At 43.5% G+C, this 15,346-nt stretch carries 13 protein-coding genes; 1 reads left to right on the top strand and 12 read right to left on the bottom strand.

Going from position 1 to position 15,346, the window contains the following annotated elements; genetic code table 11:
• Positions 1-25: 25 nt before the first annotated feature.
• The 10 genes from CO692_RS12320 to CO692_RS12270 all read right to left on the bottom strand — a co-directional run bounded on the left by CO692_RS12320 (position 26) and on the right by CO692_RS12270 (position 9,160).
• Positions 26-841: a DUF1189 family protein gene (locus CO692_RS12320; RefSeq protein WP_096742355.1), complete on the bottom strand. Its 816-nt coding sequence runs from the start codon at positions 839-841 to the stop codon at positions 26-28.
• 10 nt (positions 842-851) lie between these two features.
• Positions 852-1,685: a sugar ABC transporter permease gene (locus tag CO692_RS12315; RefSeq protein WP_077453539.1), complete on the bottom strand. Its 834-nt coding sequence runs from the start codon at positions 1,683-1,685 to the stop codon at positions 852-854.
• Between the two features lie 2 nt (positions 1,686-1,687).
• Entirely contained in the window at positions 1,688-2,977 is a 1,290-nt protein-coding gene (locus CO692_RS12310; protein WP_077453540.1) for a carbohydrate ABC transporter permease, read from the bottom strand.
• 160 nt (positions 2,978-3,137) lie between these two features.
• Positions 3,138-4,403, bottom strand: coding sequence for an extracellular solute-binding protein (locus CO692_RS12300; protein ID WP_096742354.1), 1,266 nt, complete (start codon positions 4,401-4,403; stop codon positions 3,138-3,140).
• Positions 4,404-4,558: 155 nt separating this feature from the next.
• A complete protein-coding gene (locus CO692_RS12295; protein WP_096742353.1) occupies positions 4,559-5,506 on the bottom strand; it encodes a LacI family DNA-binding transcriptional regulator in 948 nt (315 codons plus the stop codon).
• 182 nt (positions 5,507-5,688) lie between these two features.
• A complete protein-coding gene (hpf, locus tag CO692_RS12290) occupies positions 5,689-6,246 on the bottom strand; it encodes a ribosome hibernation-promoting factor, HPF/YfiA family (protein WP_005237301.1) in 558 nt (185 codons plus the stop codon).
• 137 nt (positions 6,247-6,383) lie between these two features.
• Positions 6,384-7,067 (bottom strand): ComF family protein, encoded by a 684-nt coding sequence (locus tag CO692_RS12285; RefSeq protein ID WP_077453544.1) that lies wholly within the window; start codon positions 7,065-7,067, stop codon positions 6,384-6,386.
• The gene (locus CO692_RS12280; RefSeq protein ID WP_096742352.1) at positions 7,057-8,367 is read right to left on the bottom strand and encodes a DEAD/DEAH box helicase; all 1,311 of its coding nucleotides are present in this window, start codon (positions 8,365-8,367) and stop codon (positions 7,057-7,059) included. The genes CO692_RS12285 and CO692_RS12280 overlap by 11 nt, the downstream gene beginning before the upstream one ends.
• A 106-nt stretch (positions 8,368-8,473) precedes the next feature.
• The gene (locus CO692_RS12275; RefSeq protein WP_005228768.1) at positions 8,474-8,794 is read right to left on the bottom strand and encodes a PTS sugar transporter subunit IIB; all 321 of its coding nucleotides are present in this window, start codon (positions 8,792-8,794) and stop codon (positions 8,474-8,476) included.
• 72 nt (positions 8,795-8,866) lie between these two features.
• Positions 8,867-9,160: a hypothetical protein gene (locus CO692_RS12270; RefSeq protein WP_005237305.1), complete on the bottom strand. Its 294-nt coding sequence runs from the start codon at positions 9,158-9,160 to the stop codon at positions 8,867-8,869.
• A 110-nt stretch (positions 9,161-9,270) separates the two neighbouring features.
• Here CO692_RS12270 and CO692_RS12265 point away from each other — a divergent pair, with 110 nt between their 5' ends.
• Positions 9,271-9,912: a YigZ family protein gene (locus CO692_RS12265; protein WP_096742351.1), complete on the top strand. Its 642-nt coding sequence runs from the start codon at positions 9,271-9,273 to the stop codon at positions 9,910-9,912.
• 200 nt (positions 9,913-10,112) lie between these two features.
• On the opposite strand, the gene CO692_RS12260 is transcribed toward CO692_RS12265, so the two are convergent.
• Positions 10,113-10,820, bottom strand: a complete 708-nt coding sequence (locus CO692_RS12260; RefSeq protein WP_005228765.1) for a GntR family transcriptional regulator — start codon at positions 10,818-10,820, stop codon at positions 10,113-10,115.
• A gap of 198 nt (positions 10,821-11,018) precedes the next feature.
• On the bottom strand, positions 11,019-15,245 hold the full coding sequence (locus CO692_RS12255) for a 2-hydroxyacyl-CoA dehydratase (RefSeq protein WP_096742350.1): 4,227 nt from the start codon (positions 15,243-15,245) through the stop codon (positions 11,019-11,021).
• Positions 15,246-15,346 lie beyond the last annotated feature (101 nt).

Genomic DNA, 15,346 nt, shown 5'->3' with positions numbered 1-15,346 from the left:
ATGACTTGTTGCGAATGTTTGCAAATTAGGCCGTTTTAAAACGGGTTTTTAAGAAAGCTAAGAAAAGCATCAGCAGCATGCCTAAAGACTGAATCCCGATCATCAAGATGATATCAGCGCCAATAAATCCTGCCAACATTGCCACCAGAGAGCCTACCCCCAATGCATTTAAAATCACGTTCGTGCTTTCTTTGAAGCTGCCGATTGTCGACAGTCGTGATTTTTTCGTCAACCAGAGGAAAAACGCTGCGCCTATGACGAGAATACTATTCATTGCCACCAATAAAAATGCCACTGTGATCGTCTGACTGAAGAAAATCGCCGTCTCGTTGTTGCGATAGAAGCCGTCTTCGATTGCTTTTTGAAACGAAGCCGCATCATCTACTTGATCAGGTGCCATTTCCGCCGTGTAACGCATTTCATAGTGATAAGTTTGTCCATCGATTTCTTCTTTGATGGTCCAGTCTGTTTCCCGAAAATTGATGGCGTATTTCGCTTTTTCAAGAGCCGCTTCTGAAAGCGCAACGCCTATAATGCCCGTTTCTGTTTGCGAAAAGACTTGTGACTCATCCGCTAAAAGTTTGCCATCTTCCAGCTGCAACTCATTGTATTTGGCTGCTGTTTCAGCAGTCATGAGTGTTTTTGCATGGGGGAAAAATGCCGCAAAGGCTTGATCCGTTTGCTTGCTGATCATCAAGGTCAGCGGGACCATCAGCAAGGACATCAAGAAAATATAGACAAACACTTGCTGCCAGCGATTTAATTTTTTACGCCATGCATAGACTTTTGTTGGAGAAAAAATGGCCCCAAAGTATGTTAAGGGAAATCGTTGTTCAGACATCCTATCATTCCTATCCTTTTGTTCCGCCCGAGGTCAAACCTGAAACAAAGTATTTTTGTAAGAAGAAAAACAGTGCAGCAATCGGTACGGCGATCAAAATCGCCCCAGCCGCAAAAAGTGCTACCCGTTGGTTACGGGCATCGTTGATAAAAGTCTGCAGACCGACTGCGACAGTCAAACGCTCTTGTGAGCGAAGCAAGAACCGCGCTAGCAAGAATTCGCCGAATGGCCCCATAAAGGCCCATAATGCTTGCACGGCGACCATTGGTTTTACGAGGGGCAAAACGATTTGCCAAAAGATGCGAAAATGCCCTGCACCATCAAGTTTTGCTGATTCATCCAAGTCAATCGGTACCGTATCAAAGTACCCTTTCATCAGCCAAGTATTCATGGGAATCCCACCACCGATATAGATCAGTGTCAAAAACCAGAAACTATCTAGACCGTTTGCTAATAAGCCCATGACATAAAAAGCGGTCAACGCCGACATCGTTGGCACCATCTGAACGATCAAGAACACCATCAAACTGCTCTTACGACCGGCAAAGCGATAACGACTGTAAGTATACCCTGCCAGCGTTACGATCATTACTTGGATCACCATCGTGGAAACGGCCACGATCAAGGTGTTTTTATACCATGTCAAATAGGGGGTTTCATTGAATAAACGTCGAAAGTTGTTCAATGTCCAATCCGCATCAAAATCTAAGCGAAAAGCGATCATGTTCCCTGCCTTGAAGGCTGAGGTTGCGGTAATCAACAAGGGATAGATGATAATGATCGATAAAGCGATCATAAACAAGTAGGTAAATAATTTGCTGAAAGAAAACTTTTTCTTTTTCATCCTCAGTCCTCCATATTAAATGCATTCGTCTTTTTAAACACCAGTAATGAAATGGAGATCACCACAAAGGAAATGATCAAGGTCAATGCAGATGCGATCGAATATTGTGGCGAGCCACCCGTCGTCAATTTGTAGATCCATGAAATCAAAATATCTGTCGAACCGGCATTTCCACCTAAACTTCCTGGACCACCTTCGTTAAAGAGATAGATCATGGAGAAGTTATTAAAGTTCCCTGTGTATTGCGTAACGAAGGTTGGTGCTGCCACCAAAAAGATCGCCGGCAACGTAATATTGCGAAAACGCTGAATCGCATTTGCCCCATCCATTTTGGCTGCTTCGTATAAATCTTCAGAAATGGATTGTAAAATCCCTGAGACCATGACATAAATATATGGAAAACCTAACCACCCTTGAATCAAAATAATCGCGGTCTTTGTCCAAAACGGGTCGGTTTTCCAAGCAATATTGCCAATATCAACAAAAGGCAAATTGTTCAATAGCGGGATCACCTGAGTATTGATTGCTCCAGCGGTATCATTAAACATGTTCGAAAAACTCATGATCGTGATGAACGCTGGCACCGCCCAAGGAAGTAAGAAAATCACCCCGAAGACCCGACGGAACTTCACAAATTTTTGATTGGCAACAACTGCTGTCAGTATTCCTAAGGTAATTTGCAAAGTAGTTGCTAAAACGGTCCAAATCACCGTCCAACTAAACACTTTTACAAAGGTGTCGCGGTAAGAACTTAAGGTGAAGATATTCGTAAAATTCGAAAAACCGATCCAGTCGATTAAGTTTGCTGGCGGAATATGTCGAAAATCATAGTTGGTAAACGCCATGAAGAGTGTCACCATTACCGGAAAAATAATTGCTACGATCATCACCAGATAGGCTGGGATCGTCAATAGATAAGCGAAACCATCCTCATACAATTTATTGAAAAACTCTTTTCTCGTAACTGCCACCGGGAACCCTTTTTCAATACTTTGGCGAACTTGATAGGCATCTTTGATATTTAAAACCCAAAAGATAATGAAAATAACGGTAACGATGACCTGTAGCGTTCCTTCGATCAACAAGAACAAAGAATTGTGTTCCATCGGTACTGATCCCAGTGTGACAAAATTATATAATGCTTGTCCACCGAACAAAAGCATTTCGCCAAGAAAAATTAGAAAGACCGCAAAAAAGAGTCCCGCTTTAAATTTCTGACCATTTTTGAATTGTCCCACCCCAGGGATGATTGAAAGAAGCGCTGTCTGCATGGCTTTTGAATTCGTCCTCATATGTATCCTCCTTAAAATCGAAAGTCTGCCAAGCGGCCGACGATCCATAGAAATCAATCTCATCAAGCAATTTCTTGCGTGCTACGTTGCAAGGAATCCTTTTGACAAACATCCTCTATAGAATCGTCGACATGAATGACAGACCGTAATCGGCTATTTATTAATATTTCTGCTCAATCGCTTCTTCGATTGTTTTGGCAGCATTATCCGCTGCTTCTTGAGGAGTCATATTACCTGAACCTGCATCAAATAGCATGTTTTCAGCCCCTACCCAAACCTCAGACATTTCAGGGATATTTGGCATTGGTTGTGAAACACTGTATTGCTCGATTACTGCTTTTGCTACTGGATCATCAGAAGCAGCGACTGTTTCTTGAGCCATAATGTTTGCTGGAATATCATGACGCATTTCATACAATTTCTCTTGATTGGCTTCGTTGGTCAAATACTCGACAAATTGTTGAGAAACGTCTTTGTTTTGTGAGTAGTTGGAAACAACCCACGCTTTTCCTCCGCCAAATGTTTCATAATCATTGCCATTGCTCAATGTTGGGATTTTCGCTACGCCATAGTTGATCCCTGCTTCTTCAAAGCCGTTCACGCCCCATGGTCCGTAGATGATAGCTGCTGTTTTGCCTTGGTTGAAGTAATCCAACATCAAGTTTTCGTTGGCTGATACGTCCAGCATTCCTTGTGGCCAAACATTTTGGAACCAATCTGTTGCATAGGAGATCGCTTCAACAGAACCTTCATTGTTGATCCCTAAATCAGATGGATCTGTTCCTTCATCCCCAAAGACATAACCACCATAACCAGCTAATAGACCATACGTATAATAAAAGTCTGTCCAGCGAGCTAAGAAGCCAACATTGTCATCGCCTTCTGCAAAACGATCATCTTTTGCTAGTTCTTCTAAATCAGAAAATGTTGCTGGCGCTTCATCGATCAAATCTTTGTTATAAAACATGACAACCGCTTCAATCATTGCTGGTGCGCCATAGATTTTATCATCGATCGTCACTTGTTGCTTGTCTGTATCGCTGTAACGGCCATCATCTGGCAAAGTCATCTCTGCCAAATGCCCTTGCGATCCTACTTGACCCACGCGGTCATAAGGAGACATCGTAACGTCGGGTCCTTTGCCAGCAGGTCCGTCTAATTGAAGCGCATCCATTTGATCGAACATGTCCATTTCTACAACGTTGATGGTCACATCATTTTCAGATTCAAAGTCAGATTTCACTTCATTGATATAATCAATATAGTCTGCGCCTACAGAGACCGTGATCGTTTTTTCATCGCTACCTGAACCTGCATCTGCATTGCTACCATCGGTACTACCGCTGTTGCCACCACATGCCGCAAGCGCTAACAATGCGCTTCCTGAAACTAATCCTAAAGCTGCCTTTTTCCAATTCACTTTCATCCTCTTTACCTCCTGCAATTTGTAACTCCATTATGCAACCGGTTTCTTAAAATGGCAAACCTTTTCTAAATGTTAGCGATAACAAAAATAGAAAAAGCCTTTAAATTAAGATATCAAGGAATCAAAAAGAAATTGCGCAACCATTTGCTTAATTTTCACCTTGTGGATTCACGAACCACCAGTTGAGGTAAAAAGCGCTGTTGTCGCTGGCTTGTATCATTATGTTCGATTTTTTGGATCAATAATTCGCCGCAAGCTTCCCCCATTTCCACGATGGCTTGCTTCATCGTTGTCAATTTTGGCGAACTTACCTGATCAAGGAATACGCCATCATAGCCGATGATCCCAAAATCAGCTGGCACCTCCACTCCGATCGACTGCAAGCCTTGATTAATGCCTAAGGCTAAACGATCCGTAGCACAGATAAAACAAGTGTTTTTCACTAAATGCTCATTCTGCGTTTGGATAAACTTGCGGGCAGCGGAAGAGCGATTGTCAAAACGATAGATTTTTGGTGCTTGTCCCGCTTTTGTGACTGTATCTATGTATCCTTTTTCTCGGCTTTTTGTAAACGCTTCTTCCAATTCTAAACCAATATAGACCAATTGTTGATAGCCGGCGTCGATAGCATGTTTGCATGCAGAAACGATTCCCTGGTAGTTGTCACTGTCGACAAAACTGAACCCAGCTTCATTTTCACCAAACAACACCACAGGCTTCCTTAAATTTCTTATCCAGTCCATGTCAGCCTGCCGAAAGCCCGTAATGATACTGCCATCTGCTGGGCCACGATCCACCCCGTCAGTCGTAACCAGCTGCAAAGAATAGTGTGCTTTACCGATAGAACGAGCGATCCCAACCAATAAGTTCATATAGTAAGGTTCTGTCGTATCCATCTCCTCTAAGATATACACTTTGATGATATGGGAACGCTTGGAAACTAATGATTTGGCAGCAATGTTCGGCTGATAATCCAATTCAAGCATCGCTTGATGAACTAATTGCTTTAACTCTTCAGTTACTTTGTCCGGATGATTGATCACTCGAGAAACGGTCATTGCGGAAACATTTGCTTTTTTAGCAACATCTGCTAGCGTAGTCATGATTCACTCTCCTTGTATTATTTCATCTATAGTATAACACATTAACTTAAAAGATAACTTGAAAGGATTTAGATATAAAAAGAATTTCTCCCTTTATAGACAATATAAAAAAACAGAGTAGCTTCTCAGCTACTCTGTCAAAAAAGACTTTTTGGGGTGTCGAGAAAAAGACTCAACACTTGTTAATCTGTTTCGATCAACCCGTATTTGCCATCTTTTCGACGATACACAATGCTCGTTCCATTCGTTTCCGCATCTTCAAAGATAAAGAAGTTGTGTCCAAGCATGTTCATTTGTAAAACAGCTTCTTCACTGTCCATTGGTTTTAAAGACAAACGTTTTGTACGTACGATGTCTAATTCAGAACCATTGTTTTCTTCATCATTTGCTTCAGTTGTGAACAAATCACCATCTGTTGGCGGAACCAACGCTGTCTCACGAGATTTGCGGTTGATTTTTGTTTTAAATTTGCGGATTTGGCGTTCCAATTTGTCAACAACCAAATCGATACTAGCATATAGATCAGGTGAGGTTTCTTCCGCACGCAGAACTAAGAATGGTAAAGGAATCGTTACTTCTACTTTTGCTGTTTTTTCAGTATATACTTTCAAATTAACATGTGCTGTTGCTTCCGGCACATCATTAAAATAACGTTCTAATTTACCTACTTTTTTCTCGACGTAATCACGGATCGCTTCTGTTACCTCGATATTTTCGCCGCGCACATTATATCTAAACATAAAAATTACCCCTTTCGTCTACCAGTAAAGAAGGAAAAGGACCACTCTTTTCTTCTTCTTAACTCTATTATATCGAACTCTTGGTCATTTGCCTAGTAAATCGAACAATTTTCTTTAAGCGTTTTCAAAATAACGATTCAACGGGCAAAGGAAAAGGATCGAATCGACTGGGGGGCAAAGGTCTGCAATGCTTCAGCTGCGTGATATAACGTTCTACCGGTAGTGTAAACATCATCGATCAACAATAATTTTTTCCCTTTGATTTCACATGCTACATCCGGCTTCACCGCAAAAGGTTGGGCCTCCTCTAATCGTTGCTTGCGAGAACGTTGAGCTTGTGGTGCGGTATCAACCACTTTATCCAGCCATTCTTGCGACTTGACTCCGGCTGCGTCCAGCACAGCGGTCACTTGATTAAACCCTCGCTGCTGGTAACGTTCTGCCGATAGCGGGATGGGTATCAAACAATCGTATTCAAAGTTGTTGATCTTTTGTCTGATGGCCGCAGCAAAGGTCTCCCGCAACTGATAGTTTCCCATTAATTTGTATTCGTGAATCCACGCCTTCATCCCTTGATCGTAAGCGAACAGTGCCCGATGCTGCAAATGGATCATGGGACAGGTTTTCGCCCAAAAGAGACAGTCACTGCAGGAAATGGTATCCTTTTTGCCACATGTTGGGCAGCAGCTTTGCCAATCGATCACGGTAAATCGCTGAGCGCATTGTGGACATAATTCTTTTTCGGGGATGCGCCAAGGAGCCAACAGCTCAATGATCGTTACCTCTCTTGGAAAAAATATTTGGCACCAACTACACTCCATCGGTCAACCAGCTCCTTGCTAATTGGTTCATCTCATTGAGTTCTTTAATTGCTTGACGGATCGCTTCTGTCATTTGGTCGTAGAAAAAAATGACTTCCCCTTCTGTAAACGCACCTTTGCGATCGACACGGCCAGCGATTTGTACTAACGCCGATTTTGTAAAGACCGGGTGATTGGCTCCTAGTACCACCACTGAGACATTTTCAAACGTTACGCCTCGTTCTAAAATCATCGTTGTAAACAACACCTTGTACATTTGGCTGCGCGCCGATTGGACTTTTTCCCTCCGTTTTTCATCTTGTGAAGAAACACTAGTGATGAGCCATGATGCTTCTTGCCTGCGGACAGCCCCTTCCATTTCCTTCATCAGCTGAATACTTGGACAAAATACCAAGACAAAGTTTTTTTTAACCAACCGCTGCAAGTGCTGTAGCAATGGTCGCAGCCAACGTTTTTTGCGATAAGCCTGCGCCCAGCGACTATAATGAATAGGTTTGGGAACGATCAGCGGACGCTGATGAAACCGCAACGGCATTTTCAACACAGCGAATTTTCCACGAATTTCTTGCAGCAGCCGTTCTGAAGGCGTCGCACTTAAATAGATCAGACACCCGTTTTCTGCCAAGGCATTGTATAATCCGTAACGCAGCTGCGTATCGCCCTCGTAGGGAAATGCATCTACCTCATCTACCACGATCAGTTGAAAGCTGCGATAAAAATGCAGTAGCTGATGAGTGGTGGCAATAAGGATCGTTGTATAACGATAAGGTTCTTCTGATTCCCCATAAAGGAGCAGGCTTTCCTCTTGTGGGAACGCTTGTTGAATCCGGGGGAACAGTTCACGGCAGACATCGATCCGTGGCGAGACGATCGCCACACGACCACCTTCTTGCCGTACGTGGCGGATCGTTTCAAAGATCATCTCGGTCTTCCCTGAACCCGTGACTGACCAAACAAGAGACGATTTCTTTTGTCGACAATTTGCTACTAGTTGCTGAGAAATTTTTTGCTGAAACGAAGTCAACACTCCTGGCCAAACGATCTTGTGATCAAAGGCTGGAAGATCCGTTTGTTGAATTACAAGTTGGCCACCTGATGTGATCCGACCATAGCGAATACAAGTTGGACAGTAATAGCTGCCTATCGGTAATTGCACCGACGGCTTGTGGTGGGAAGATCCGCAACGCTGACAAACGATTCTCTTCCCCTGCTCGAGCATTGCCGGTCGAGAATCAAAGGGTTTTCCTACACTCATTGTTTCATCTAAAACAAAATATTGTTTTCCTTTTTGACGATTCATAAAATACACCTCAGTTTTAAGTACGCAAAAAAACCGGTTCAAGTACTTTTCAAAAAGTACTTGAACCGGTTACAGAATCTATCGTTCATTTAACAGCAGGTCTTGCTTATTCGCCGATCAATGTCAAGGCTTGATCTAAGACTTTTTCGCCGTTCATCATGCCATAATCTGCCATGTTGATTACTTCTAATGGAATTCCTTTTGGCGCTAGACGTTTCTCAAAATCGCCTTTCATGAAACGAACTTGTGGTCCTAATAATAAAACATTTACGTCTTTGCTTTCTAAATGTTGATCTGCTTCTGATGCGGAAACTGCAAAAATATCTGCTTCTAATCCTTTTGCTTCAGCTGCTTTTTGCATTTTTGTTACTAATAAGCTTGTACTCATTCCTGCAGAACAAACTAACATAATTGTTTTTTTCGCCATATCGAACACTCCTTGAATTTTAAGAATAAGATAACATTTCCTATCTCTAGTATAGAACAAGTTTGAAATTTGTCAACGCTTTCTATCCAGCAACCAGTTTGATTTTACTAAACGATTAAAAACGACATACTCTTTTTTTAAATTGACGAGGACTACCTCGTAGCCGGCATTCAGCCACGCATACGCCCCATTTTCTGGATGGCGGTAATCATTCGCCCACCAATCGCTACTGGTGCGGGCACTTTTGGGCAAACCGGATGCGGGGAAAAGAAATTCATCAAACTGCGTAAACGTTAAGGTGATTTGCGAACCGCCGTTGTTCTTTAAATAGTGAGTGATCGTATCGTACTTTTTGCGTCTACCCAAAGCAAATGCCTCCTCTTTTTAGGGTCTATGTTCGTACCTGTTTCTTTCTTCTATTTGTAACTTTCCTTCCGATTGCCTATACTAGAAACATAAAGGAGGCGATCGTACGCGTGACTTATCGAACGATTCGACAAGACGGAGAAACAGAAATAGAAATCAAAAAATCGCGTTTCCTCTGTTCATTAAAACGAATTCAATCAGAAGACGAAGCCAAAGCGTTTATTCAAGCCCTCAAGAAAGAGCATTGGAAGGCAAATCATCATTGCAGCGCCTATGTATTGGGTGAAAACCATGAGATCCAACGCAGCAGTGATGATGGTGAACCTAGCGGCACCGCTGGGGTACCGATTTTAGAAGTGTTAAAGAAAAACGAACTGATCAATGTGATCGCGGTTGTTACCCGCTACTTCGGTGGAACGAAACTGGGTGCTGGTGGATTGATTCGCGCTTATTCAAGTTCGGCCTCTGCTGGAATCAAAGAGGTAGGAATCGTCGAGGGTATTTTGCATCAAGAACTTGCCTTGACCATCGAGTATCCCCTTTTAGGCAAGCTCCAAAACTACTTAGACCTGCAGAATATCTATATAAAAGATATTGGTTATACGGAGAAAATCGTTGTCACCTTAATGATTCCTGAAGCAGTACTTGCTGACCAAGAAGCCGCTCTGATCGATTTGCTACAAGGTCAAGTGCAATTGACCAGAGGGACTACCGAATATGTAGAACGCTTGATCGAGCAGTCAACAGAGTAAGCCAGCTTACTAAAGACCTTCCAGTGTGTGCTCTTTTCCTCAAGGAGGACGCTGCCAAGTTTGCTACAACCAATGCAGGAAGCCCAAATATTTGAAAAGCCGAAACGGTCATACACCCAGCGACGCTAAGCAACAGCAGATACGCTCGTAAGGTCCTTTCGGCTTTTTTGGTCTTTTTGTTGCCAATTGGAATAGACAGGTTATTTTTCCATATAAAATTCAAAACGATTACCAACATATTGGGTGCGCACGTATTCAAATGGTTGACCATCTTCAAATGAAGTGATTTGCCGCATACGTAAAATCGCATCGCCGCGTTTGATTTGTAAGTAATCAGCAATTTGCTCGGAAGCGACCATGGCTGAGATCGTTTGCGAAGCGCCGCCAATTTTCCGCTGTCCTTTTTCTTCCAACACTTTATAGAGGGAAGAGATGATCTCCTCCTTGCTAAAGTCATGAATAAACTTTTCAGGGATACTCGCGACTTCAAAACAGATCGGCACATCATCCGCATACCGAATCCGCTCCATCCGTAAAATCGTTTCGTGACCTTCTAATTGCAGCTTTTCCATTTCACTGGAGCTAGGTGCAGTTAAGAAATAAGCGACCGCTTTGCTAGAAGGCTTACGACCAAGAGAATTCATAATTTCGGTAAAACTCGTCGTGCCCGTCATTTTTTCCTGTACTTTTTGGCGAGCCACATAAGTGCCGGAACCGATTTTACGCTCAAGAATCCCCTCATCTGCTAAGGTTTGGATCGCTTGTCGCAACGTCATGCGACTCACGCCGAATTGTTTCGACAACTCCCGTTCTGAAGGCAGACGATCCCCGATTTTGTATGTATTGTTTTCAATATTGGCTTTAATTTGATCATGAATCTGGATATAAACAGGTAATTTTTCCACCACTACACATTCCTCCGTTCCCCTCCTATTATAACTGGTATATACCTAAATAGCTAATAAAAAAAGCAAAAACTGCTCTGTTTTTCTCAATTTGTGCGAATTCTTTCCCCATTTTATAGGCAGAAAAAGAAGTTATCACAAATTGTCCAAACAAGAGCAGTTTCTTTGCTTTTAAATTGGTTCGGTCGCTGACTTGGGAATTTATTCAGCCAGCGCTTTATTAGCAGTGGCCATCAGCAAGCGGATACGATTCAATTGATTGACGATCGAGACACCTGGATCGTAATCAATCGCTGCAATGTTCGCCTGTGGGTATTGACGACGTAATTCTTTCATAACACCTTTTCCTACTACATGGTTAGGCAGGCAGCCAAATGGTTGCAGACAAATGATATTGTTGACATCATTTTCCAACAGATCAATCATCTCACCGGTCAAGAACCAGCCTTCTCCCGTATGATTGCCGATGGAAACAATCTCGCTCGCTTGCTCCGCAAGCTGATGGATCGAATGGATACCATCAAAACGCGTTGACGCCCGCAGTGCTTTATCCATCGGTTTTTGGAGCCTTTCAATCGCCATGATCGCAAAATCAGCGATCATTTTACTTTTCTTCGCCATCCCCAAATGCTCGTAGCGCCAAATCTGATTGTAGAGGGAATAATTCATGAAGCCGACAATATCCGGTACGACCGCTTCCGCTCCTTCTGCTTCTAACAGGCGAACGACATCGTTATTAGCTGTCGGTGAATATTTCACTAAAATCTCTCCCACGACTCCGACACGCGGCTTCTTGATATCTCTTAGGGGCACTTGATCAAAGGCTTGAATGATTTTTTTCATATTGCGATTAAACAGACTGAAGGAGCCATTACAAACGTTTTTGGCAATTTTTTCCAGCCATTCTTGATGGAGCCGATCGACAGTCCCTGCTTCTTGCTCATACGGACGGGTGCGATAAACGACCCGTTCAAAGAGATCTCCGTATAAAAATGCCACCGCCAAACGCTTCATCATCGGTAAGGTAAAGCGAAAGCCCGGATTTGATTCAACCCCGGTGTTGCCCATCGAAATAGATACCACCGGCACTTGTGGGAATCCTGCATCGTTCAGTGCTTTACGTAACAAAGGAATATAGTTCGTTGCACGACACCCGCCGCCCGTCTGGGTCATCAAAACACTGGTATTTTCAACATCATATTTTCCGCTTTGCAATGCTTCTACTAGCTGTCCAATGGAAATGATCGCCGGATAACACGCATCATTATTGACAAAGCGTAAACCGACATTAACCGCCTCACGATCTTCACTAGGTAGACAGACCACTTGATACCCAGAAGCTTGCAAAGCAACATCGACTAACCCGCTTTGATGGATGGGACTCAACATCGGCAATAAGAGCGTGTGCTGCTTGCGCATCTCTTTGGTAAAAATGATCTTTGCCGGTTCCTCGTATTGCTTTTTAGGAACAAAGTGCTGTTTGTCCCGTTCGTTGACTGCTGCTTTCAAGGAACGCAACCGAATCCGGATTGCCCCAAGGTTCGCTCCCTCATCGATTTTCAACACCGTATATAACTTCCCATACTGCGCCATAATCTCTTCGACTTGATCAGTAGTGACTGCGTCGATCCCGCAACCGAATGAGTTTAATTGAACCAGTTCTAATTGTTTGTTTTTCGCGACCACTCGAGCTGCCGCATACAATCGCGAATGATAGACCCATTGATCCACAACCCGCAGATCGCCGACATTTGCTAAATGAGCAATACTGTCCTCAGTCAATACATGGAAGCCTTCTTGGGTAATGACTTCTGCAATCCCATGGTTGATTTCAGGGTCCAAATGATACGGTCTTCCAGATAAAACGATCCCTTTTTGATTGGTCGTCATCAGCATACGTAGCGTTTCTTCTCCCCGTTGCGCAATATCTGCCTTGAACTGGTCCAGCTCCTCGAAACCGCTGCGTAGGGCTTGGGCAATTTCTTCTTCTACAAAACCAAAATCTTGAAAAGTACTCGTTAAAGTTTTGACCATTGAGGCTTCATCCGCCAAATTCAAAAACGGACAGCGGTAGTCAACCGCCCCTTCACGAATCGCATCGACGTTGTTACGAATCACTTCTGGATAGCTTTGCACAATCGGACAGTTAAAATGATTCTCAGCGGCAGTGTTCTCTAATCGCTCAAAAATGACCCCTGGATAAAATATCAACGGTACGTTTTGATCAATCAGTGCTTGGATGTGTCCATGGGCTAGTTTGGCTGGGTAACAAACCGTATCACTAGGAATCGTTTCGATCCCTTGCTCATATAGTTCTTTGTTGGAACGTGGCGACAAGGTTACTCGAAACCCTAACTTGGTGAAAAAGGTATGCCAAAGCGGATAATTTTCATAAAGATTCAATACTCTTGGTAGGCCGATTTCACCATGGACGGCATCTTTTTTACGCAAGGAACGGTACTTAAACAAGCGGCGATATTTTTCATCCACAAGATTGACTTTGCGGTCTTCTTTCTTGATTTTGATTCGCGCACCACGTTCGCAGCGATTTCCGGTAATAAATTTTCGACCGTCAGAAAAGAGGGTCACCGTCAACAAGCAATTGTTTTCGCATAGACCGCAATTCGTAAATTCTTTTTCTGCTTGGAAATCGGCCATTTCTGCAGGAGACAACAACGTACTAACATCGTCAAGGGCTGCTTCTTCTAAAGCGATCAAAGCGGCACCATATGCCCCCATCAAACCGGCGATCGATGGTCGAACAACTTCACGGCCGCTGATCAATTCAAAAGCGCGCAGAACCGCTTCGTTATAGAAAGTCCCTCCTTGGCAGACGATTTTCTCGCCGAGGTCTTCAGGTCGCCGAACCTTGATCACTTTATAGATAGCATTTTTTATGACCGAGTAAGACAAGCCGGCTGAAATGTCGCCAACAGAAGCCCCTTCTTTTTGGACCTGTTTCACTTTTGAGTTCATAAAGACGGTACAACGCGAACCAAGGTCAACCGGTGCTTGGGCTTTTGTCGCTGCCAACGCAAATTCTTTGACATCCTGATTCATAGATTTGGCAAAAGTCTCAATGAACGAGCCGCATCCTGAGGAACAGGCTTCATTCAATTGAATCGAAGACAACGCGCCATCTTTGACCGTCATCGCCTTCATGTCTTGCCCACCGATATCGAGGATAAAATCAACCCCCGGCTGGAAATGTTCGGCAGCTTTGTAATGGGCCATCGTTTCCACTTCACCGATATCGACTTTCAGTGCATGTTTGATCAAATGCTCGCCGTAACCTGTGATCGTTGACTTTGCGATGTAAACGTCCGAAGGCATCTGACAATAAAGCTCTTGTAAAACCGCCATCGTTGTCGCTAACGGTTCGCCTTCATTATTGCCATAAAAAGAAAACAATAATTCCCCTGCATCATTGATCAAAACCACTTTCGTTGTGGTTGATCCTGCATCGATGCCTAGATATGTAGCGCCTGTATGCTCAGACAACGCTTTTTCTGTGGCCACCGCTTGAGCATGGCGAGCACGAAAAGCAGTCAATTCCTCCTCGTCTTTAAACAATGGGGCTAATGTATCAGTTGGCGCGAGTTTACCATCTTCTCCGTTGGCTAAGCGGGCTAATAGCACGGAAAGCTGTTGCTCTTCTTCTGCATATAGCGCAGCCCCCATCGCCACAAACAGTTCTGGGTTCTCGGGAAAAATGATATCTGCTTCTTGCAGGTTCAACGTATCGATAAATCGTTGACGCAATTCCGACATAAACGTCAACGGTCCACCTAGAAAGGCTACCTTGCCTTTGATTTTACGACCAGCAGCCAAGCCAGCAATCGTTTGATTGACCACCGCTTGAAAGATACTCGCCGCAATGTCTGCTTTTGCTGCTCCTTCATTGATCAGCGGCTGCACATCGGTTTTGGCAAAGACCCCGCAGCGTGAGGCAATCGGATAAAAGGTTTGATAATCTTTGGCTAGTTCATTGACCCCATTGGCATCCGTTTTCAATAAAACCGCCATCTGATCAATAAACGCACCCGTTCCACCGGCACAACTGCCGTTCATTCGCTGCTCCAATGCCCCTTCAAAAAAGGTGATCTTCGCATCTTCGCCGCCTAATTCGATAGCCACATCAGTTTCGGGAATCATTGTCTCAACTGTTTTGGTACAAGCGATGACCTCTTGGACAAAAGGGATCCGCAAAACTTCTGCCAGCCCCATTCCGCCTGATCCGGTAATCGCCAGCGCAACTGGCTGATCTTGGATTACTGCTTGCGCTTCTTTAATAATTTTTTCCGCTGCCTTTTGGATGTCTGCATAGTGTCGTTCATACCTTGAAAAACACGTTTGATTGCCTTCATCTAACAGAACCATCTTGACCGTTGTTGAACCGACATCGATGCCCGCCTTATATTTTTTCATTTGTTGCCTCCATCTAAACAACACTTTGTTGATTATCTAACAAGCCGTTTGTTATAATACTTATGTTCATTGTAATTCTTTTAATTGATAATTCAACAAAC

Origin of the sequence: Enterococcus sp. FDAARGOS_375, assembly GCF_002393265.1 — a bacterium.
Classification (GTDB): domain Bacteria; phylum Bacillota; class Bacilli; order Lactobacillales; family Enterococcaceae; genus Enterococcus_D; species Enterococcus_D innesii.
Note: the sequence above shows the minus strand (reverse complement) of the source record. Positions and strands in the feature narration are given on the sequence as shown.

What these genes read in the sequence shown, in the direction of transcription:
- CO692_RS12320 (WP_096742355.1), bottom strand. Translation starts at nt 841, where the DNA reads ATGTCTGAACAACGATTTCCCTTAACATACTTTGGGGCCATTTTTTCT.
- CO692_RS12315 (WP_077453539.1), bottom strand. Translation starts at nt 1,685, where the DNA reads ATGAAAAAGAAAAAGTTTTCTTTCAGCAAATTATTTACCTACTTGTTT.
- CO692_RS12310 (WP_077453540.1), bottom strand. Translation starts at nt 2,977, where the DNA reads ATGAGGACGAATTCAAAAGCCATGCAGACAGCGCTTCTTTCAATCATC.
- CO692_RS12300 (WP_096742354.1), bottom strand. Translation starts at nt 4,403, where the DNA reads ATGAAAGTGAATTGGAAAAAGGCAGCTTTAGGATTAGTTTCAGGAAGC.
- CO692_RS12295 (WP_096742353.1), bottom strand. Translation starts at nt 5,506, where the DNA reads ATGACTACGCTAGCAGATGTTGCTAAAAAAGCAAATGTTTCCGCAATG.
- hpf (WP_005237301.1), bottom strand. Translation starts at nt 6,246, where the DNA reads ATGTTTAGATATAATGTGCGCGGCGAAAATATCGAGGTAACAGAAGCG.
- CO692_RS12285 (WP_077453544.1), bottom strand. Translation starts at nt 7,067, where the DNA reads ATGGAGTGTAGTTGGTGCCAAATATTTTTTCCAAGAGAGGTAACGATC.
- CO692_RS12280 (WP_096742352.1), bottom strand. Translation starts at nt 8,367, where the DNA reads ATGAATCGTCAAAAAGGAAAACAATATTTTGTTTTAGATGAAACAATG.
- CO692_RS12275 (WP_005228768.1), bottom strand. Translation starts at nt 8,794, where the DNA reads ATGGCGAAAAAAACAATTATGTTAGTTTGTTCTGCAGGAATGAGTACA.
- CO692_RS12255 (WP_096742350.1), bottom strand. Translation starts at nt 15,245, where the DNA reads ATGAAAAAATATAAGGCGGGCATCGATGTCGGTTCAACAACGGTCAAG.